Source organism: Gulosibacter sp. GYB002 (genome assembly GCF_036577665.1).
GTDB lineage: Bacteria > Actinomycetota > Actinomycetes > Actinomycetales > Microbacteriaceae > Gulosibacter > Gulosibacter hominis.
In genome coordinates, this window is the sequence record NZ_JARBDD010000002.1 from 126,217 (window position 1) to 141,465 (window position 15,249).

A 15,249-nucleotide genomic window follows, 5' to 3' on the forward strand; every position below is an offset into this window, starting at 1 on the left:
TTGTGTGTGCCAAGCGTATCTCTGTTCAGCGCATCATGGTGAGCTAGTGCCGGTGCATGCGGGAACTAGTGTGCAGAGATATCGACCACCCGCATCCGGGTTGGTCCATCATCGATAGCTATGCCGAGACGTGCATCCATTCGATCGCCAGGCAACCAGGATGCAGTGGTTGAGCAGATGACCTGGCCCTCCGCATTCGTGAGCGCGGCTTCGCCCGAAAAATCACCACATGCTTGCAATAGTGCGCGCTCAGCATCGGGCACGTCGATATCACAGGCAGTAACGCCGGCGAATTCTCCGTGGTGGAACACCGGTGTAGACAGGGTCAGTGTGAGCTGGTTGGCGCAGAGAAAATCAAAGTAGGGGCCCGTGAATCCGGCACAGCCATACTCGGCTGGCGCGATGTACCAACTGAGGTGGCGATACTCGTAGACATGAGCCGGCGCAACCGCGTGGATGAGCAAATACGGCACCGAGCCAGTTTCGGTGCGCACCCGCCACTGTAGGGCCTGGTCACGCTGCCCGGTGCGGGTGTGTGCGACCACAAACCCGGCCCCTTTCGCGAGTGGCAGGCGTTCGAGTGTTTGGCCGGCGAGGTGCTGAAACTGGGTGGCCTGCTCGCGTGTGAACGGCTCGTCAGGAGCGGCCAAAGACTGTTCCAAAACCTGTTCAATATTTGCGGCCAGTGATGCTAGCTCGCGATATGCCTCATCGAAGCGCAAGGCAATGCGGCCGGCTATCGTGTCGATGGTCGTCATTCGTCGGTTCCTTTCCGCCGAATTGAAGCGCGTTCGATGCGCAGCTTCTCGGCGATGAGAAAACGTGAGTCGTGGCGAATCGTTTCGTTGACCACTTTTTCTGCGAGCGTGCTCGGGTGACCAATTGCAGCGATGATGTCGTGCATTCCGTTCACAGCAGCGTTCAGGTTGTCGGCATCACGATGCTCTGGCCACAACAGCGCAGCAATTTCAAACTGGATGCGCATTTGATGGCTCAGCAGTCGCGCAGACTGTGCCGCGACGGCCAGATCAATCCAAAAGCGTGAATAGTGCTGATTGCGAAGGTTCAGATTTGGCGCGTTCTCGAATCTGAAGACATCGTGCTTGAGGCGTTCGATGTCGGTGTGATCATGGCGGGCTTGCGCGAGCCGGACACAGGCCGTAGTGATCATCGCCCACTCATCGCCAAGATCTCGCAGATCGATTGTCGAGTAACCCTGCAACCGGCCGGCGCGCTGCTCGGCACTTTCGATAGGAGCTTCGACGATGAATGAGCCGCCATTGCGTCCACGGCGAGTCTCAATAACGCGGGCGTCGCGAAGCCGTGCCAGTGCCTCTCGCACGGTGGCCGGCGCCACCTCGAAGGCTTCGGCAAGATCGGTTTCGGTGGGTAGCCGATCGCCGGGCTGTAGTAGCCCGAGAGCAACCGCATCGGATAGCCGGCGAACGATCTGCCCTGCTCGATCGGCAGCGTTCAGTGGCGTATATAGCTCGCGCCTCACCTGAAACGATTGCAGCACCGGTTGCGGCAAAAGAGGTACCTCCTCGCTGCTGTTACAAAACTTTCTCGACGCTAGCCGAGCACGAGCCCTCAATGCTGAGATGCGCATCCTATGTATGAATCTCCACTGGATGTGAGAGAGACCGGCGTGCTGCGAGACAAATATGGTGATGGAAAATTCGGGTGGGAATGACCGCTCGAGTCATTCCCACCCGTGCAGTTTGTCTAGCCGCTACCGCTTACGCCGCTTTGCCTCGACGATGCGGATCAGTTCTTCTTCAGCGTCCGGGCCGGGTTTCACGCCGCCGGGGATGCCGACGAAGAAGATCAGACCGGCAAGCCACCACAGGCCGAACACCACCCAGGGCTCGATGCCCAGCTGTGCCGGCATGAACGGCAGGTAGAGGGCGGTGAGGAACGCGGTGATGAGCGCCGACACTACACCGATCACGATGCCGAAGTTGCCGCTACCGCCGATGCGCAGCGGACGCTCCATGTTGGGTTCGCGGCGGCGTAGGATCACGAACGAAATCGACACGATCAGGTACGCGATCACGATCATCGGCGAGCCTGCATCCACGATCCATCCGAGAGCCTTCGAACCGAAGAACGGTGCGAGCGTGGCGATACCACCGAGCACCAGCAGTGCGTTGACGGGGGTGCGGGTGCGCGGGTGCAGCACGCCGAGCCAGCGCGGAAGCATGCCCGACTGGGCGAGCGAGTAGATGAGTCGCGAGGCACCCATCTACAACGAGTTCCACGAGGTGAGAATACCGGCGATACCGGCAGCCACCATCATGTTGGCGAAGAACTGGCTGCCGAACAGCGCCCCCATGGCGTCGGCTGCGGGGAGGTTCGACTCGGCAAGCGCCGTATCGTCGAGTGCCAGCGAAACGGTGAGCACGATGAGGATGTACCAAACCGCGGCGATTACCACCGAGGCGAACGAGATGCGGCCCACCTTGCGCGGAGGAAGGTTCACTTCTTCGGCGGTCTGCGGAATGACGTCGAACCCGACGAACATGAACGGCACAACCACCAGCACCGCGAAGAACCCGACCTGGCCGTTGACGAACATCGGTTCAAGGTTGGCGGGGCTGCCGCCGGTGAAAGCACCGATGAGCTGCAGAGCGCCGATGGCGAACAGGAACAGCACCACGAACATCTGGAAACCACCGGCGATCTTCACGCCAAGGATGTTGATGATGGTGATCACGATCGCCATGATCGAACCCACCAGCGCCCAGATGAGGTACACCTCAGATTCGTTAATGGTCCACAGATGGATGTGCTCGAGATCGACCACGTACCCAATAGCTCGGGGGAGAGCCACCGCCTCAAAGGCCACCACAGTCGCATAACCACCGGTAATTGCCCACGAACCGATGAACGACCAGCGCGGCCCGAGCGCGCGCATGATGTAGTTGTGCTCACCACCGGCCTTCGGCATCGCGGCCACGAGCTCGGAGTAGACGAGCGCCACGATGGCCATCATCAGACCACCGATGAGAAATGCTCCGGCGGCGCCGAACGAACCGGCGCTGGTGATCCAGTCGCCGACCAGGGTTACCCAGCCGAAACCGACCATGGCGCCGACGCCGAGGGTCAGGGTGCTGAGCGCACCGAGCGAACGTTTGAAGCCGGGGTTATTGCCGTGCGTGCCTGACGCCGGTGCTGCTGACTTCGAGGGAGATGTGGACATCTTTGTCTCGCGATCTGTTATAGATGAATGAATAACTGAGCGTTACTTGGGTAGAACCTAGCAATATGCTGACAGTCGCGCAACATTATTGTGATGTTGCTCTAAGATGCGAAGACGATTCATTTTCTGCGGGAATAGGCATCTGCGCGTACGCTAGAGGAGTTATGCGCACATCCCTCTATAAGTCTCACGACGAACTCAAGATGATGGTCCCAGCGGGGATGCTCACCGCGGCAGCACTCGACGCGGTCGAAGCAGCAATCCGCCCGGGGATCAGCACCCTCGAACTCGACGCGATTGCCGAAAAAACCATCCGCGACGGCGGCGGTGTGCCGAACTTTCAGCTGGTGCCCGGCTACTCGCACACCGTCTGCGCCTCGGTCAACGACGCCGTCGTGCACGGCATCCCCAATTCGACGCCGCTCGAACCCGGTGACGTTGTTTCAATCGACTGCGGTGCCAAGCTGAACGGCTGGAACGGCGACTCGGCGCGCACCTTCATCGTGCCGGGAGAAGTGACGCGCCCCAACGCATCCGAATGGCTCGCCGAAGCGAACCGGGTGAGTGACGCCACTCGCGCCGCGATGTGGGCCGGTATCGCCGCCTTCGCATCCGCGCGGCATCTCAACGACGTCGGGACCGCAATCGAGGTGGCCATCGATGAACAGCTCGGGCCGCTCGGCAACCTCGAAAACTACACCGGTCACGGCATCGGGCGAGATATGCACGAAGAACCCACCGTTTTCAACTATCGGGTGCGCCGCCGCGGGCCGGTGGTGCGGGCGGGCTTGGCGATCTGTATCGAACCGATGCTCACCGGCGGCAGCCCCGACGTCACCGTCGACGATGACGGCTGGACCGTTCGCTCGGCCGACGGTACGGTCGCAGCCCACTGGGAACACACCGTTATCCGCCACGCGGACGGTATCTGGGTGACCACCGTCGAAGACGGTGGCGCCGCTGGGCTTGCCAGTTACGGTGTGGTGCCGGTTCCGCTGGATTAGGGGTGAACCCGCTTCCCAAAGCTAGCTGGCAAGGTGCATCGTTACGGTGCTCGTCACCAGTCCGACAATGATGATGGTTGCGGTCGCAATCGCGCCGAGTATCGCCGGGCGTGGGCCGAGCTTCACAATCGACCGCAGGTGCACGTTGAGTCCCAGTGCAAACATCGCCATCGCGAGGGCTGCGGTTTGGATAAAAGCCGCGGTATCCAGTGCTGGCTGTGGCAGTAGATCTACGCTGCGAATCACAACGCAGGCGATAAACCCCAACACAAAATAGGGGACAAGTGGTGGGCGCTTGCGGCCCGTGTCGGGCAGCTCTTGGCGATTCAAGAGCCCAAGTGCTGCCATTACCGGAGCCAAAAGCAGCACGCGGCCGAGTTTCACCACTATTGCAACCGCGAGAGCCGTGGCGCCAACAATCCCACCCGCGGCAACAACCTGCGCAACCTCATGGGTGGTGAGCCCGATGAACAACCCGGCGGTTTTTGCATCCATACCAAACAGCACGGCCAGCGCCGGACCCGCGGGAATCATGATCGTGCCAAAAATCACCACGAGCGCGACCGCGGTGGCGGTGTCGTCATCATCGGCATCAGTCACTGACCTTGCGCCCGCAACTGCCGCAGCGCCGCAAATTGAAAATCCGGATGCGATGAGCATCCGCAGCCTGCGATCTACTTCCAACCGGCGGCCGGCTGCCATCGTGACCGTGAAAGTGATCACCACTGCTGCGACGATGCCCAGCAGCGGTATCCAACCCAGGTTGATGATGTCGCCGGCCGCGATTTGCAGACCAAGCAGCACAATTCCAAAGCGCAGGATTGGCTTTTCGACAATGGCGTTGCCCGGCATGAGCTGCTCGGGAACCGGAAACAGATTGCGCCAGGCGATACCGGCGAGCATCGTAATCAGCAGGGGGCTGAGTGGCGAAACCCACGGCGCAACGAGTATCGCCAACACGGATACGGCAAGCGCGACAGCAATGCCGGGAAAGTATTGCCGATACTGGATGCGATCTGTTACGAGCATGCTCGAAGTCTGCGATTTGCGGCGCAGTTGCGGAAGACCTCATTAATCGATGCTGATATATCATTGCGATATGGTCACGCTTGGCGGGGAAATACAGCAGGTGTCAATGTCGACGCTGCGCCTACTCGTCGCGCTGGCTGAAGAAGGCTCAATTAGCGAAGCCGCTCGTCGAACTGGAATGGCGCAATCCAACGCCTCTCGCAGTCTGAAAGCTCTCGAGGCAAGCGTTGGAGTGCAACTCATCGTGCGAGCGCATTCAGGCGCGCACCTCACCGATCGTGGCAACCTGCTCGCACTGTGGGCACAAGAGGTTGTCACCGCAATGGACCGACTCCTCGTCGGGATGAACTCGCTCAGCGGAACCAGCGGCGGTCAGATTACCGTTGGTGCCTCGCACACGGTTGCCGAGCATCTCGCCCCCGAATGGCTCGCCACTTTCCACCGCCAACCCCGCGCCGTGACCGTCGCACTCGATATGGAAAACTCCGAACGCGTGCTCGAGGGGATCGCACGCGGTGAATTTGATCTCGGATTTGTCGAGTGTCCAGTAGTGCCCGGCAGTTTCGCGCAGGTCGAAGTTCGCGTGGACGCACTCAAGCTCATCGTGCATCCGGGACATGAATGGGCCGCGCTGGCGCATCGGGACGAGCCGCTGCTGCCATCGGTGCTGGCGAAAACCCCGCTGATTCTGCGCGAATCCGGATCGGGTACCCGTGCAGTTGTATCGGCGGCCCTCGCGCCATACGGCGGTGTGCGCACACTCATGGAGCTCAACAGCACCTCGGCAATAGTGCGGGCTGTAGAGGCTGGCGTGGGGCCGGCGCTACTGAGCGGGCTGTCGGTTGAGGCTGGAATTCGCGAGGGGCGATTGGTGGCAGTGCCGGTGCTTGGCCAGACACTCGAACGCTGCATCCGCGCGGTTTGGTTGCCGAGCTCGCCACCGCGGGGAGAGGTCAGAGATCTCCTTTCGATCGCGGTGAGTGGACAGCTGCTGTAGCTCATTGCTCGGGTTCGGTGGCGATAAATAGGATTGAAATTGCGCCAAATTACTAACGAGGAGACGCAGATGACCGCACCAATCCGTGTAACCGTCACCGGAGCCGCCGGAGCTATCGGCTATGCGCTGCTATTCCGCATCGCATCCGGTGCGATGTTTGGGTCGCAGCAGCCGGTTGAGCTGCGCCTGCTCGAGATTCCGCAAGCGGTGGATGCGGCAGCTGGTACTGCACTCGAGCTCAGTGACTGTGCCTTCCCGCTGCTGCGCGATGTGACCGTGACCGACGATGCGGAATCGGCATTCGACGGCACCAACTATGCGCTGCTCGTGGGTGCCATGCCCCGTAAGCAGGGGATGGACCGCGCCGACCTGCTCTCGGCGAACGCGGCAATCTTCTCGGGCCAGGGGCGTGCCATCGGCGCACGTGCCGCTGACAACGTGCGAGTGCTCGTGGTTGGAAACCCGGCCAACACCAATGCAGCGATCGCGCGAGCTGCCGCGCCCGATGTGCCTGCCGAACGCTTCCATGCGCTGATGCGACTCGACCACAACCGCGCCATTGCGCAGCTCGCGGAGCGTGCCGGAGTGGTATCGAGCGAGGTGCGCAAGCTAACTGTTTGGGGTAATCACTCGAACACGCAGGTGCCTGATGTCGACCACGCGCTCATTGGCAGCCGCTCGGTGCGTGAATGCATCGCTGATGATGCTTGGCTTGATGGTCCGTTCGTTGAACGAGTGGCAAACCGAGGCGCAGAAATTATTCGCGCGCGGGGCGCATCCAGTGCCGCCAGCGCGGCCTCGGCGGTGATTGATCACATTGCCGATTGGCATCTCGGCACTCGCGCCGACGATTGGGTGACCGTAGCGCGGCCATCGCGAGGCGAATATGGAGTGCCGGAAGGGCTGGTGTTTGGGATGCCGGCAACCGCACGTGCGGGGGAGTGGCACACGGTAGAAGGGCTCGACTGGAGCGAGCGCACCCGCGATGCGATTGCCCGCACCGTTGCTGATCTCGAAGGTGAATGGGATGCGGTGCGCGCGCTCGGCATCGAGATCTAGTGGCTGCGGCTGTCGGGAAAGAAAACATGCGCGAGCCCTTGCGGAACACGCCGAAAAGTCTCTATAGTTGACAGTCGGTGTTTCTGCACGCGCCCGCGCGTGTGATGCACTGATTCCGCATGACCGGCATGTGGGCAACGATATCAAAGCGATTAGTGAGGCTATGGCCAAGAAGGACGGCGTAATCGAGATCGAGGGCACGGTAGTGGAAGCACTGCCGAACGCGATGTTCCGCGTGGAGCTCTCAAATGGTCACAAGGTGCTTGCGCACATCTCAGGGAAGATGCGCCAGCACTACATTCGAATCCTTCCTGAAGACCGGGTAATCGTAGAGCTCAGCCCCTACGACCTCACCCGTGGTCGGATCGTCTACCGCTACAAGTAAGCCCACAGCTGGATAAGGAACGGCCGGCGCATCCCGCGCCGGTACGAGGCCAGCGACTCAAAGGACACCTCATGAAGGTCAACCCCTCTGTAAAGAAGATTTGTGACAACTGCAAGGTCATCCGCCGCCACGGCCGCGTGATGGTGATCTGCAGCAACCCCCGTCACAAGCAGCGCCAGGGCTAGGCGAACGAGCTTCGGCTCGAATAACTCAACACTGAAATTGCGACGATAAGAACCCGTACGCGGGGGACACCTCCGGGCCTGAGGCCGGAGCCCAATCGTCGCTCCACACCTCAATAAGGAGCACACTCCCATGGCACGTCTCGCAGGCGTAGACCTCCCGCGCGAAAAGCGCGTGGAGATCGCACTCACCTACATCTACGGCATCGGCCGCACCCGCGCGCTCAAGTCGCTCGAAGCCACCGGAATCGACGGCAACACTCGCGTGAAAGACCTCACCGACGAACAGCTCGTGGCACTCCGTGACCACATCGAAGGCACCTACCAGGTAGAGGGTGACCTCCGCCGTGAAGTCGCAGCCGACATCCGCCGCAAGGTCGAAATCGGTAGCTACCAGGGCATCCGCCACCGTCGCGGCCTTCCGGTCCACGGTCAGCGCACCAAGACCAACGCTCGCACCCGTAAAGGCCCGAAGCGCACCGTCGCCGGTAAGAAGAAGTAACCCATCCGCCATCGCGGATGTGAGTGAACCGGAATTCGTAGGAGAGAAGAATTGGCTACCCCAAAGACCGCGGCGCGTAAAGCTCGCCGCAAGCAAAACAAAAACGTTCCCGTCGGCCAGGCACACATCAAGTCGACGTTCAACAACACCATCATTTCCATCACCGACCCCAGCGGTGCTGTCATCAGCTGGGCCTCGTCCGGTGGTGTGGGCTACAAGGGCTCGCGTAAGTCGACCCCGTTCGCCGCACAGCTGGCCGCCGAAGCCGCTGCTCGTCAGGCGCAGGAACACGGCATGAAGAAGGTCGACGTTTTCGTGAAGGGTCCCGGTTCGGGCCGTGAAACCGCGATCCGTTCGCTGCAGGCAGCAGGCCTCGAGGTTGGCTCGATCAGCGACGTGACCCCGCAGGCACACAACGGCTGCCGCCCGCCGAAGCGCCGCCGCGTCTAAGTCTTCCGGGTCGCCCGCGCGCATTCGCGTTCGGGCGACCAGCGGCATCCGCCGTTCCACCGCCCCCGTACGCCTGCTTACGCACATTCCCCAACTCGCGGGACTGCAGCCCGTGAACACGCCAAGCGTCATATAGCGGACGCTTCGCCGAAAGGACCATATAGTGCTCATTGCACAGCGCCCCACTCTCACCGAGGAAAACATCTCGGAGTACCGCTCGCGGTTCACTATTGAACCGCTCGAGCCCGGCTTCGGCTACACCCTCGGCAACTCGCTGCGTCGCACACTGCTCAGCTCGATCCCCGGTGCTGCCGTAACCAGCATCCGCATCGACAACGTGCAGCACGAATTCACCACGATCGCCGGGGTGAAGGAAGACGTCACCGAGATCATCCTCAACATCAAGCAGCTCGTGGTTTCGTGCGAGTTTGATGAACCGATCACCGCCTACCTGCGTAAAACCGGCGCGGGTGAGGTGACCGCAGCCGACATCTCGGCACCCGCCGGCGTCGAGATCCACAATCCCGAGCTGGTCATCGCCACGCTCAACGACGACGCCAAGTTCGAACTTGAGCTCACCATTGAACGCGGCCGCGGCTATGTGTCAGCACAGCAGAACCGCGACGAGTACTCAGAAGCCGGCCAGATTCCGGTCGACTCGATCTACTCGCCCGTGCTTAAGGTGACCTACCGCGTCGAGGCCACCCGTGCCGGTGAGCGCACCGACTTCGACCGCCTGGTTGTGGACGTCGAAACCAAGCCCTCGATGCTGCCCCGCGACGCCGTCGCCTCGGCAGGTGGCACCCTGGTTGAGCTGTTCAGCCTCGCTCGCGAACTGAACACCGAAGCCGAGGGCATCGAAATCGGTCCGGCCCCGGTCGAACAGGTCATCAGCGACGAACTGTCGATGAGCATCAACGACCTCGACCTGTCGGTTCGCTCATACAACTGCCTCATGCGCGAAGGCATCACCACCGTCGCGCAGCTGGTGGCACTGAGCGAAGGCCAGCTCATGAACATCCGCAACTTCGGTCAGAAGTCGGTTGACGAGGTACGTGAAAAGCTTGCCTCGCTCGGCCTGTCGCTGAAGGACAGCGTGCCCGGTTTTGAAGGTACGCACTTCTACGGCGGCAGCGAAGACAGCGGCGAGTACATCTAAACCTGCGGATCATCGATCCGAAACCTGAGAAAGAGAACCAGCAATGCCTAAGCCCAACAAGGGTCCACGCCTCGGAGGCGGTCCCGCCCACGAGCGCCTGCTGCTCGGCAACCTCGCCTCGCAGCTGTTCACCCACAAGCGCATCCAGACCACCGAAACCAAGGCCAAGCGCCTGCAGCCGGTTGCTGAGCGCCTGATCACCCAGGCGAAGAAGGGCGACCTGCACAACCGCCGTCGTGTGATGCGCACCATCACCGACCCCAGCGTGGTGCACGAACTCTTCACCGAGATCGCACCGCTCGTGGCCGAGCGTGAGGGTGGCTACACCCGCATCATCAAGACCGGCTACCGCAAGGGTGACAACGCACCCATGGCGGTTATCGAGCTCGTGCTCGAGCCGGTGAACCCCAAGCCGAAGCGCCAGAAGGTTGAAGAGCCGGTTGTTGAGGTGGCTGACGAAGACATCGAGCCCACCGAGGCCGAGGTCGAGGCTGCCGAGGTCGCTGACGCTGCTGAAGGCGACGCGCCTGAGGCTGAGGCAGCTGAGGCTGCTGAGGCTGACGCCGCAGCCGAGGAAGAAGCAGCTGAGGAAGAAGCAGCTGAGGAAGAAGCCAAGTAGCTTTCTTCAAGCAAAAGAGTGAGGGGTCCGCACATGGGTGCGGGCCCCTTCGCGTTTCCCGATCGGCTTCGGTGCCGCAGCCCTCTGCGGCAAATGACCCTGTTGTTGCGAAATGACCCTGTTGTAGCAGGGTCATTTGCTGATAACAGGGTCATTTGGTGAAAGGGGCCGCTTGGTCAAGCAGTGCTGTATGCCGATAACAGGGTCATTTGGTGAAAGGGGCCGCTTGGTCGAGCAGTGCTGTATGCCGATAACAGGGTCATTTGGTGAAAGGGGCCGCTTGCTCAAGCAGTGCTGTATGCCATTAGGAGGGTCATTTGCTACTAACAGGGTCGCTTGGCGAGAAGAAGGGGTGGCGTGGGAGGGGAGTCTCGTGTCACGGAGTTATCTGTCTGTGGCTCAGGAGTCTGTCGTTGCGTGGTCAGGCCATGCCATGCGCGATCCCGGAGCCCTCGCGCCGGCGATGCCTCGCGCCGGCGATGCCTCGAACCCACGCCTTCTCTGTAGCAAGTGACCCTGTTGTTGCGAAATGACCCTGTTGTAGCAGGGTCATTTGGTGATAACAGGGTCATTTGGTGAAAAAAGAGCGGCTGGCGGGCGGGCGGCAAGGGGAGAGCGGCGGGCGGGCGGCGGGCGGGGGCGGCAGGGCCCACCCGCACAGGGCCCACCCGCACTGGGCCCACCCGCACTGGGCCCACCCGCACAGGGCCCACCCGCACAGGGCTCACCCGCACAGGGCTCACCCGCACAAGGCTCACCCGCACTGGGCCCACACACCCAAGGCCCACACACCCAGGACCCACACGCCATCGAGCGGGTGCGGCAAGATGGAGATATGCAGGACAACACCGTGCGCATCCGGCTCGACATCGCGTATGACGGCACCGCCTTTAGTGGTTGGGCGACACAACCTGGGCTGCGCACGGTGCAGGGCACGCTTGAGGATGCAATCCGCATCCTGTACCGTGATCTCCCCGACGCCGGCCCGTTGCTCACAGTGGCGGGGCGCACTGATGCCGGGGTACACGCGTTGGGGCAGGTGGCGCATCTTGACCTTCCCGAGTCAATCTGGGCGACCACTGCGCGTCGCCTCGGCCGAGAGCATGGCGAGGTCGCATTCGTGCGGCGAATAACCGGGATCCTCGGCAACGATGCCGACGTGGCAGTAACCGGATGCGCGCTCGCACCCGAAGGTTTCGATGCTCGTTTTTCAGCGCTGCGCCGCAGCTATGAGTATCGCCTCGCCGACCCCACATCGCCGGCGAACCCGCTTGAGCGACACCGCACGGCGCAGGTGCGTCGCCCCCTCGATCTCGAGCTGATGAATGCGGCCGCGCAAGAACTCATCGGACTGCACGACTTCGCCGGATTCTGCCGGCCGCGGGCGGGCGCCACCACGGTGCGCACGCTCGAAGAATTCGCTTGGCATCGGGATGAGCTGGGCGTGTTTGTTGCCCACGTTCAGGCTGATGCGTTCTGTCATTCGATGGTTCGCTCGCTGGTCGGCATGTGTGCGGCTGTGGGGATGGGGCGGTTGTCGCTGGCAAAGGTTCCAGAGCTATTGCAGTTAACCGGCCGATCGAATGACTTCACGGTGCTCCCGGCGAAGGGATTGACGCTGGTGAGCGTTGCGTATCCGGGGCAGGACGAACTCGCATCCCGGCAGGAACAAACGCGCGCTAAGCGTCCCGCGCTGCGGGTGGTGGAATAGGCCAACTGCGCGCCAGCTGAGGAATGGGGCTGGCTGGGATGCATCGGGCTGGCCTGTCCGGGACGGGGAGAGAGTTGGTTGGATGTGCCGGGCTGGATGGAGAGCCCGGGTGTCTTGGACGGGCTGGAAGGATGCGCCGGTCACGTGAGCACAGCCTCGCTACGTTTGCGGAGGTAGCGGCGGGAACAAGGATGCGCCGGCGCGTGAGCACAGCTGGCCAGATGCGCTGACCGGACGTGAAGAATTGCCTGGATGCATCGGACTGGTTCAACGGTGCAGGGCCGGCCGAAGCTCAGCCGCGAAACTCACCATTGCAGTGCATCCCAAATCTGTCGTACAATAAGCAGGTTGCCCGCCACCGGCAGGCATCGAAGTGAGCCCTCAACTGCGACGTTACCCCACGCATCCCGTGGTGAAACTATCGCGACCGAGTGGGATTCACGGACCTCTCACTCCGAACGAAAGTTGCATATTCATGCGTACTTACACCCCCAAGGCTGGTGAAGTCACCCGCGAGTGGTTCGTCATTGACGCAACCGATGTCGTGCTTGGCCGCCTCGCTTCGCACGCAGCTCAGCTGCTGCGCGGTAAGCACAAGCCGACCTTCGCGCCGCACGTTGACACCGGTGACTTTGTCATCATCATCAACGCCGACAAGGTGGCCCTCACCGGTCAGAAGCTCGAACAGAAGCGCGCCTACCGTCACTCGGGTTACCCGGGTGGTCTGCGCTCGCAGAACTATGCCGAGTTCCTCGAGAAGCGGCCCGACCGCGTCATCGAAAAAGCGGTTCGCGGCATGCTCCCGAAGAACTCGCTGGGCCGCGAGCAGCTCAAGAAGCTCAAGGTGTACGCGGGTGCAGAACACCCGCACCAGGCTCAGCAGCCCAAGCCGTACACTCTCGACCAGGTTGCCCAGTAGCGGCAGCGATAACGAAGGACGAATAAGTGGCGACCATCGCAGACTCCATCGAAGAGCAGCCCACCAACTACAGCACCGAGACCCCTGCCGCGGCGGGCGTCGAGGTTACCGAGCGTGCACCCCTCACTGTTTCGGGTGCCGCTGTCGGGCGCCGCAAGCAGGCCATCGCCCGCGTGCGCGTGATCCCCGGCACCGGTGTTATCACCGTTAACGGTCGTGAGTTCGCGGAGTACTTCCCGAACAAGCTGCACCAGCAGCTCATCACCGACCCCTTCACCCTGCTCGACCTCACCGACCGCTATGACGTGATCGCAACCATCACCGGTGGTGGCCCCTCGGGCCAGGCCGGCGCGCTGCGTCTGGGCATCGCCCGTGCGCTCAACGAGATCGACCGTGAAAACAACCGTCCCGAGTTGAAGAAGGCTGGATTCCTCACTCGTGACGCACGTGCGAAGGAACGTAAGAAGGCCGGTCTCAAGAAGGCCCGCAAGGCACCGCAGTACTCGAAGCGCTAAGCGTTTACCAGTACGGTGTCACGTCTTTTTGGAACTGACGGAGTTCGGGGCCTGGCGAATGACCACCTTACGGTGGAACTCGCCATGGCCCTGGCTCAGGCGGCGGCGGTCGTCCTCGCTCGCGAAACCCGCGAGCAGGGCGGCCGCCCCGTCGCCGTACTCGCTCGAGACCCGCGTGTTTCGGGCGAGTTTTTGAGCGCAGCGGTTGCCGCTGGGCTCGCATCCTCGGGCGTGCATGTGCTCGATGCCGGTGTTATCCCCACCCCGGCCGCAGCCTTCCTCACCGCCGATGTCAACGCCGACTTCGGGGTGATGATTTCTGCCTCGCATAACCCGGCTCCCGATAACGGGATTAAGTTTTTTGCTCGCGGCGGCCGCAAACTGCCTGACGAGATCGAAAGTGAAATTGAGCGGCAGCTCGATGCTGAAATGCTGCGCCCGATCGGCGACGGTGTGGGCCGCATCGAACGCTTCGCCGACGCTGAAGACCGCTACGCGCTGCACCTGCTGAGTGCTGTGCCAAGCCAGCGCCCCGATGGAAAGCACGCACTGGCCGGTTTGCACATTGTGATCGACGCAGCCAACGGTGCCGCATCGGGCGTATCACCGCAGGTGTTTACCGACGCCGGGGCGAAGGTGTCGGTAATCGGTAACGAACCTGACGGCCTTAACATCAATGATGGTGTCGGTTCTACGCATCTTGCCGGCCTGCAAGAAGCCGTCACCCGCTTCGGCGCCGACCTCGGTATCGCTCACGACGGCGACGCCGACCGCTGCCTCGCCGTGGACGAAACCGGTGCTGTTGTCGATGGTGATCAGATCATGGCGATACTCGCTACCGCGATGCACGAGCACGGTCAGCTCACTGGTGACACCCTGGTCGTTACCGTGATGTCAAACCTGGGCCTCAAACTCGCGATGCGTGAGCGCGGCATCAAGCTCATCGAAACGAAGGTGGGCGACCGCTACGTGCTTGCCGAGCTGAACCAGCACGGGCTGGCCCTTGGCGGCGAACAGTCGGGGCACGTGATTATTGCTGAACACGCCACCACGGGTGATGGCCTCCTCACGGGGCTATGTCTGGCGAGCATTATGGCGAGCACTGGTAAGCGGCTGTCCGAGCTGAAGCAGGTCATGCGCGTGTACCCGCAGGTGCTCATCAATGTGAGTGGCGTGCATCGAGAACTGTGCGAGTCGAACCAGGCAGTTCAAGACGAGGTCACGAAGGTCAGTGATGAACTTGGCGATACCGGCCGCGTGCTTCTGCGGCCATCCGGCACTGAGCCTGTGGTGCGCGTAATGGTTGAAGCTGAAACTTCCGAGTTGGCGCAGCAGTATGCGCAGCGACTCGCCGATGTCGTGAGCACCGAACTCGCAATCTCCTAGGCCCGTCACACGCGGGCACACCGGGCACATTTCGCGGGAGAATCGTGCAGTAAACGCACCTGAATTCACAGGTGTTTTGCATGTTCGGGTAGAGTATACGGGTCGCATCCATTCACGACGGCTCAAAATG

The 15,249-nt window shown here is 61.8% G+C and carries 16 protein-coding genes and 1 pseudogene; 13 read left to right on the forward strand and 4 right to left on the reverse strand.

Annotated features, from left to right (window positions below):
* Positions 1-65: 65 nt before the first annotated feature.
* The 3 genes and pseudogenes from PV375_RS01790 to PV375_RS01800 form a co-directional block, all read right to left on the reverse strand.
* The gene (locus tag PV375_RS01790) at positions 66-758 is read right to left on the reverse strand and encodes a cache domain-containing protein (RefSeq protein WP_332105889.1); all 693 of its coding nucleotides are present in this window, start codon (positions 756-758) and stop codon (positions 66-68) included.
* Positions 755-1,531, reverse strand: coding sequence for a FadR/GntR family transcriptional regulator (locus PV375_RS01795; protein ID WP_332105890.1), 777 nt, complete (start codon positions 1,529-1,531; stop codon positions 755-757). Before PV375_RS01795 ends, PV375_RS01790 begins: the two co-directional genes overlap by 4 nt.
* A gap of 201 nt (positions 1,532-1,732) precedes the next feature.
* Positions 1,733-3,202: pseudogene (locus PV375_RS01800) on the reverse strand (APC family permease).
* 164 nt (positions 3,203-3,366) lie between these two features.
* Here PV375_RS01800 and map point away from each other — a divergent pair.
* Complete coding sequence (map, locus tag PV375_RS01805) at positions 3,367-4,206, forward strand: type I methionyl aminopeptidase (protein ID WP_332105891.1); 840 nt, start codon at positions 3,367-3,369, stop codon at positions 4,204-4,206.
* A 21-nt stretch (positions 4,207-4,227) separates the two neighbouring features.
* Here map and PV375_RS01810 read toward each other — a convergent pair whose 3' ends face one another.
* Entirely contained in the window at positions 4,228-5,235 is a 1,008-nt protein-coding gene (locus PV375_RS01810; RefSeq protein ID WP_332105892.1) for a YeiH family protein, read from the reverse strand.
* Positions 5,236-5,305: 70 nt separating this feature from the next.
* Here PV375_RS01810 and PV375_RS01815 point away from each other — a divergent pair, with 70 nt between their 5' ends.
* The 12 genes from PV375_RS01815 (at position 5,306) to glmM (ending at position 15,119) form a co-directional block, all read left to right on the forward strand.
* The gene (locus tag PV375_RS01815; RefSeq protein WP_332105893.1) at positions 5,306-6,232 is read left to right on the forward strand and encodes a LysR family transcriptional regulator; all 927 of its coding nucleotides are present in this window, start codon (positions 5,306-5,308) and stop codon (positions 6,230-6,232) included.
* A 69-nt stretch (positions 6,233-6,301) separates the two neighbouring features.
* Entirely contained in the window at positions 6,302-7,291 is a 990-nt protein-coding gene (locus PV375_RS01820) for a malate dehydrogenase (RefSeq protein WP_332105894.1), read from the forward strand.
* Between the two features lie 163 nt (positions 7,292-7,454).
* A complete protein-coding gene (infA, locus tag PV375_RS01825; RefSeq protein WP_124970725.1) occupies positions 7,455-7,676 on the forward strand; it encodes a translation initiation factor IF-1 in 222 nt (73 codons plus the stop codon).
* A gap of 71 nt (positions 7,677-7,747) precedes the next feature.
* Positions 7,748-7,861 (forward strand): 50S ribosomal protein L36, encoded by a 114-nt coding sequence (gene rpmJ / locus PV375_RS01830; protein WP_201518798.1) that lies wholly within the window; start codon positions 7,748-7,750, stop codon positions 7,859-7,861.
* A gap of 130 nt (positions 7,862-7,991) precedes the next feature.
* On the forward strand, positions 7,992-8,360 hold the full coding sequence (gene rpsM / locus PV375_RS01835; protein ID WP_201518799.1) for a 30S ribosomal protein S13: 369 nt from the start codon (positions 7,992-7,994) through the stop codon (positions 8,358-8,360).
* Between the two features lie 51 nt (positions 8,361-8,411).
* The gene (gene rpsK / locus PV375_RS01840; protein WP_201518800.1) at positions 8,412-8,810 is read left to right on the forward strand and encodes a 30S ribosomal protein S11; all 399 of its coding nucleotides are present in this window, start codon (positions 8,412-8,414) and stop codon (positions 8,808-8,810) included.
* 163 nt (positions 8,811-8,973) lie between these two features.
* A complete protein-coding gene (locus PV375_RS01845) occupies positions 8,974-9,969 on the forward strand; it encodes a DNA-directed RNA polymerase subunit alpha (protein ID WP_201518801.1) in 996 nt (331 codons plus the stop codon).
* Between the two features lie 43 nt (positions 9,970-10,012).
* Positions 10,013-10,588 carry a 50S ribosomal protein L17 gene (gene rplQ / locus PV375_RS01850; RefSeq protein WP_332105895.1) on the forward strand — a complete coding sequence of 192 codons (576 nt, stop codon included), beginning with the start codon at positions 10,013-10,015 and terminating at the stop codon, positions 10,586-10,588.
* Positions 10,589-11,423: 835 nt separating this feature from the next.
* Positions 11,424-12,299, forward strand: coding sequence for a tRNA pseudouridine synthase A (locus PV375_RS01855; RefSeq protein WP_332105896.1), 876 nt, complete (start codon positions 11,424-11,426; stop codon positions 12,297-12,299).
* A 475-nt stretch (positions 12,300-12,774) separates the two neighbouring features.
* Positions 12,775-13,218, forward strand: coding sequence for a 50S ribosomal protein L13 (gene rplM, locus PV375_RS01860; protein WP_332105897.1), 444 nt, complete (start codon positions 12,775-12,777; stop codon positions 13,216-13,218).
* 26 nt (positions 13,219-13,244) lie between these two features.
* Positions 13,245-13,733 (forward strand): 30S ribosomal protein S9, encoded by a 489-nt coding sequence (gene rpsI, locus PV375_RS01865; RefSeq protein WP_332105898.1) that lies wholly within the window; start codon positions 13,245-13,247, stop codon positions 13,731-13,733.
* A 15-nt stretch (positions 13,734-13,748) separates the two neighbouring features.
* Positions 13,749-15,119: a phosphoglucosamine mutase gene (glmM, locus tag PV375_RS01870; RefSeq protein ID WP_332105899.1), complete on the forward strand. Its 1,371-nt coding sequence runs from the start codon at positions 13,749-13,751 to the stop codon at positions 15,117-15,119.
* Positions 15,120-15,249: the final 130 nt, after the last annotated feature.